The sequence below is a fragment of the Gemmatimonadota bacterium genome (genome assembly GCA_026706345.1).
Taxonomy (GTDB): Bacteria; JAAXHH01; JAAXHH01; order JAAXHH01; family JAAXHH01; genus JAAXHH01.
Window position 1 is genome coordinate 28,783 of record JAPOYX010000075.1, and the last position, 5,258, is coordinate 34,040.

General features: G+C 63.1%; 5 protein-coding genes. 3 read left to right on the forward strand and 2 right to left on the reverse strand.

The window, feature by feature from the left end; genetic code table 11:
* Nucleotides 1-721, reverse strand: a 721-nt coding sequence (locus tag OXG98_06105) for an aminotransferase class V-fold PLP-dependent enzyme (GenBank protein ID MCY3771574.1), incomplete at its 3' end; no start/stop codon positions are given.
* Between the two features lie 348 nt (nucleotides 722-1,069).
* Between OXG98_06105 and OXG98_06110 the strand changes: the two genes are divergently transcribed.
* The 3 genes from OXG98_06110 to OXG98_06120 all read left to right on the forward strand — a co-directional run bounded on the left by OXG98_06110 (nucleotide 1,070) and on the right by OXG98_06120 (nucleotide 4,499).
* Nucleotides 1,070-2,761 carry a thiamine pyrophosphate-dependent enzyme gene (locus tag OXG98_06110; protein MCY3771575.1) on the forward strand — a complete coding sequence of 564 codons (1,692 nt, stop codon included), beginning with the start codon at nucleotides 1,070-1,072 and terminating at the stop codon, nucleotides 2,759-2,761.
* 184 nt (nucleotides 2,762-2,945) lie between these two features.
* On the forward strand, nucleotides 2,946-3,278 hold the full coding sequence (locus tag OXG98_06115) for an STAS domain-containing protein (GenBank protein ID MCY3771576.1): 333 nt from the start codon (nucleotides 2,946-2,948) through the stop codon (nucleotides 3,276-3,278).
* A gap of 93 nt (nucleotides 3,279-3,371) precedes the next feature.
* Nucleotides 3,372-4,499 (forward strand): aminotransferase class V-fold PLP-dependent enzyme, encoded by a 1,128-nt coding sequence (locus tag OXG98_06120; protein ID MCY3771577.1) that lies wholly within the window; start codon nucleotides 3,372-3,374, stop codon nucleotides 4,497-4,499.
* Between the two features lie 64 nt (nucleotides 4,500-4,563).
* Here the strand turns inward: OXG98_06120 and OXG98_06125 are convergent.
* Nucleotides 4,564-5,258 (reverse strand): DUF362 domain-containing protein (locus tag OXG98_06125; GenBank protein MCY3771578.1); only part of this gene is annotated, 695 nt, incomplete at its 5' end.

A 5,258-nucleotide genomic window follows, 5' to 3' on the forward strand; every position in this document is an offset into this window, starting at 1 on the left:
CGCCGATCATGCCCACCGACTGGGCGCCGTCGATGACGGTAATGAGCCCTCGTTTTCGGGCCATGGCGCAGATTTTCCGGACGGGCAGGCGCCAGGCCGTCGTGCAGGTGACGTGGCAGAAGCTGAGCACCCGGGTTTCCGGCCGAATGGCTTCCTCGAAAAGTCTCACCAGTTCGTCCTCGTCCTCCGGCGGATCGTACAGATCGAGCTTGCGGATCGGGTTGCCGAAGAGCGCGTGCCGGTTCTGCCAGCAGGACCAGCCGCCGTAGTGCTCGTGGGTCGTCGTAAGGATCTCGTCTTCGGGCTTCAGATCGAGGCCGAGGGCGACGATGTTCATGCTCTCCGTCGAATTCCGCGTAACGGCGACCTCCGACGGGTCCGCATTGATCAGCGCGGCCAGCTTTTCATGGGCTTCGTTGGGACCGGGATATGTCACGCCGCCGGTATCCCCATCCTGGATCTCGGCCTCCCTCAGGGTCGCGATCTGGGCCTGCAGGACCATGTGGGGAAGGATACCGATCGTTCCGTTGTTGGTGTAGCGTATCGGGCCGGCATAGGGGAACTGGGACCGCACGGCGCGCCAGTAAGTCTCGTTGTCCGCCTTGGCCGGCCCTGCGCCGTCCAGGATATTTTTAAACTCATCAACCGTGTCCACCATCTTGAAGGACCGGCTTTTCTTTGCCGTCTTCTTACTGCCTTCTGCTTGCTTTTGCGTGGCCATTCCCGTATCTCCGTCGGCTGCGTGGATCATCGGGTCGTAAAGCGTGGAACGACAGGACCTGATGCGGCCTGGTGCGTGCCGTCTGGCTCTAGTGCCTTCCGGCCTGATCGTGCCGTCCGGCCCGGCGCTCTCGCGGCTGGGCGGGTGCGTGAGACCGACCCTGATGCGTGCCGTCCGGCCCTGGTGCGATACCTTGAAGGAAACGGGGAAAATATAGGCGAATGGAGAAACGGTCGCAAGCGGTTTCTGTCCGGCCCCCGCGGATGGATACGGCTTGACCTCAGGCGGCGTGAAAGCCTATATTCACGCGTCCATTCAAAGGGTGTTTATTGCGTACAGGAGCATGTTATGGCCGGGATGCTGATCTCCGGTGACCAGGCCATCGCCTACGGTGCCCTGCAGTCGGGTGTGGCGGTGGCGACGAGTTACCCCGGTTCACCGAGCAGCAGCACGATCGAGTTTCTGCGCGGCTTCGTGGAAAGCCACGGACTGCACGTCGAGTGGTCCACCAATGAGAAAGTCGCCTTCGAAACGGCTCTCGGCGCTTCCATCGGCGGAGTTCCCGCCCTGATGGGCTGCAAGGGCGTCGGGTTCAACGTCGCCCTGGATACCGTCATGGTGGCCAACCTGACGGACGTGGGCGCCGGGCTGGTCATCCTGCTCGGGGACGACCCGGGCGCCTGGGCCACCCAGAACGACCAGGATACCCGGCCGATCGCGTGGGGAAGCGAACTGCCCATGCTGGAACCGGCGATCCCTTCCGAAGGGATCACGATGACGCGGGAAGCCTACCGGCTGTCCCGTGAAATGCAGATGCCCGTCATCGTGCGGATCACAAAGACGTACGGCGCATTGACAGAAGAAGTCGATCTGCCCGAAATTCCCCGCTCGACCTTCGTACGGCCCCATGCATTCGAGCGGCATCCCATGCGGTGGATATCGGTTCCCGGAAACGCCGTCCAGTTGCACAGGCGGCTGCACGACCGTCTCGAATCGTTCGCGGCGCAGTTCGACTCAGCGGACTTCAACACGGTAACCGGCACGGGGAAGATCGGCATCATCGCCGCGGGCGTGATTCACACCAAGTTGATGGACGTGCTGGAGGGCGTAGACACGTCCGATCTGTCCATACTCAAGCTGTCCACCCTGTGGCCGCTCCCGGCCGACCGGATCACCGGCTTTCTTCTTTCGACGGAGAAAACCCTGGTCCTGGAAGAGAACGAACCCTTCCTCGAAACGCTGATCAAGTCGATTTCCTACGACGCAAAGATTACGACGCCGATCAGCGGCAAGCACGACAAAGCCGTCTCGCGGGAAGGGGAGCTGTTCCGCTGGCAGATCGCCGAGGCACTGGCCGGATACGTCCCCGGATTCACACCGGCACGCGTCTTTTCACCGGAGGCGGAACTGAAGCTACTGCCCAGCCAGGACGGTCTGCCGGAAAACTGTCCCTACACGCCCGTATTCGAGATCCTGCGCGAAGTGAGTGGACAGCTGGGCCTCTCACCGGTATACGTGGTGGATCCCGGCTGCGCGATCAAGATCGCTACGCCGCCCTTCGAGATGCTCGACGTGAAGTACTCCATGGGGTCGAGCATCGGCATCGCATCGGGCCTGGTGTTGTCCGGGGTGACCGACCCGGTGATCGCCGTCGTCGGGGACTCCGACTTCTTTCACCTGGGCGCCAACGCCCTGTTCAACGTGGCCCACCAGGGGTCGGATCTGCTCGTTCTCATCCTGGACAATGCCACGACGGCCCTGTCCGGATTCCAGGGCACGCCCAATCTGGGCGGGATCGATCTCGGTCGCGAAACGACGCCGCTCAGTATAGACCATATTGTGGAGGCCTGCCCTGTCGTGCTGAACGAGACCATCGATCCGTGGGACGAAGCCCGGACGCGGCACGTGCTCGAGCAAGGCCTGCGCCGGTCGGGCGTCCGCGTCGTCATCGCCCGGAGTCCCTGTCCCTACATCGAGAAGGGGGTCTGCCCGGGCTACAAAGCCGCCGCCGAGACAGCGGTGCTCACGTCGAATCCCTGACCTTCGGGACGGAAGCGGCCCAACGCGGCATCCGCAAGACTTTCCGCCGTCTCCGCACCCCGGACGGGGCTGCCTGTTTCCAACGTAATTTATCCTTGCGGGAATCGCGTGCCAGGTGTTAATTGATGGCACAATCAAGCCGCCGGTTTTCGCTTTAGCAGCGTATAGATGAAGGGGACGTGTAATGAACGAGCGCAGGATTAACGGTATACCTGTAATCGAAGTAGTCGGCAGTTTCCTGGGCGATCCCGAAGTGTCCGACTTTCATGACCGCGTACGGGAGTTGAAGTCCGAAGGCTCGACCGCGGTCGTAGTCGACCTCGGCAGGGTAAACCTCATCAGCAGTTCCGGTGTCGGCGCCCTCGTCGGCGGCGCGAAGACCCTCCGTGAGGCCGGGGGCGACCTCAAACTGGCCAACCTGAGCGAACGCACGCACAACGTGCTGGTCGTCATTACCCGTCTGGGTTCCGTTTTCAATGTATTCGACTCGGCAGAGGACGCCGCAGCCAGCTTCTGACCGGACCGCAGGACGTAGAGCCGCAGCCCTGCGCGTTCAAGCGGAAACGGCGGCTCTTCCCCGCTGAACCCCGACGAACCGGACCGGCCTGATTTGAACCTGGACCGCATCCGCCAGGAATTCCCTGTCGTCCGTCACTGTACCTACCTGAACCACGCGGCGGTGGGCACGTTGCCCGGTCGCGCCCGCGAGGCGGTACAGGCCTACGTCGCGGACTTCAACGAGTATGCCGCCTCCCATTATCCCAACTGGGAAGCGGTCATCGAAACGACGCGGGCGCGGGCGGCCCGCCTGATCAACGCCGCGCCCGAACAGATCGCCTTCGTCAAGAATACCACGGAAGGGTTGTGCTTCGCCGCCAATGGCATCGACTGGCGCCCGCGCGACAACGTAGTCCTGAACGACCTGGAATTTCCGTCCAACGTATATCCCTGGCTCAATCTCTCCCGGCTCGGCGTGGAAACACGGATGGTGGAGTCCGTGGACGGCCGGCTCCCGGTGGAATCGATCGAGAAAAGGATCGATTCGAAAACGCGCGCCGTATCCATCAGCCACGTGGAATACGGGAACGGATTCCGCAACGACATCGCGGCGATTGGCGCGTTGTGCCGTGAAAAGCGGATCGTTTTCGTCGTCGACGCCATACAGTCCCTCGGACAGACGCCGGTGGACGTGGAGGAGATGTCGATCGACATCCTCACGGCCGACGGGCACAAATGGCTCCTGAGTTCCGAGGGGATCGGCATCTTCTACTGCGCACCGCACCTGACGGAGCGGTTGAGGCTCTACGAAGTGGGCTGGAATTCGGTAGTCGACGCGGGCAACTACGATGCCTACGATCCTACGCCGGCGCCCACGGCGCGACGCTTCGAGTGCGGTTCCCACAACACACTGGGCGTACACGCGCTGGGCGCTTCCCTGGATTTGCTGCTGGAGGTGGGTATTGATACAGTGCAGGGTAGGCTGCGCTTGCTGACGGACCGGCTGGTCGCGGCATTGCGCGACGCAGGCTACCGCGTCCTGAGTCCCCGGGGCGAATCCGAGTGGTCGGGCATCGTGACGTTCAACAGCCCGGTACACGAGACCGAAGCCCTGCACCGCACGCTGCGGAGCCACCAGATCATCGGCGCGCGCCGCGGGGGCGGCATACGCATTTCACCGCACTTCTACAACACGGAAGAAGAGGTGCTTCGCGTCGTAGCGGCATTGCCCGGGCACTGACGGCAGCCGCATCGGGATTGCCCGGTCCGGTCCGCCACGTCTCGGCACCATCCCGGCCGCCGCTTCAACCCCCGACCGCCGCCGATTCCCACGCCCCTTCGATGGCCCACTGGCGTTGCAGATCGATGGATTCGTGCCCCTTGAAGGACAGGGCAAGTTCATCCGGCCGGCCTCCGACTACGCGTATGTGTTCCAGGTCGCCCACACCCAGACCGATGGCGTCCCCGTAGAAGACCGTCCCCACTTCGAGGGGTTCGAATCCCATGACCTTCGAGATGACGGCGTCCACGGCGATAGTGTCTTCCCCGGCTGCCGCCAAGCCCAGCGGTACGGTGTCGGTACCCCCCGGACCGTTGCCCTGGATGCCCACCGTACCGTCCACCACGCTGTAGTGGGGGTAGAGGTGGCGGGCCAGGCGGATCAGGTTCCTGCTGAGAGCCCGTGCCTCCTGGGGGTGGCGCCGGTCGTGGTGGGTCGTATAGCCGTGTACCTTGATACGGTCTCTTTTCAGTATCGTGCCCATGATGAGGTTCTTCAGCGCCAGGGTGACCATGGCGCCGTCGTGGGTCTTGGCCACGGCGACGGAGATGACGCAGGGACAGTCCAGCACGGTGCGCGGCATCCGCACCGTCGTCCAGGTGCCGTCCACCATGTACACCCGGGTGTTGCGCCAGCGCGTTTCCTGGTTCAGATCCACCAACTCGATGGGGATGTCGTATTCGTCGGGGATGTCGGCGTAACCCATGTGGCGGAAGCACT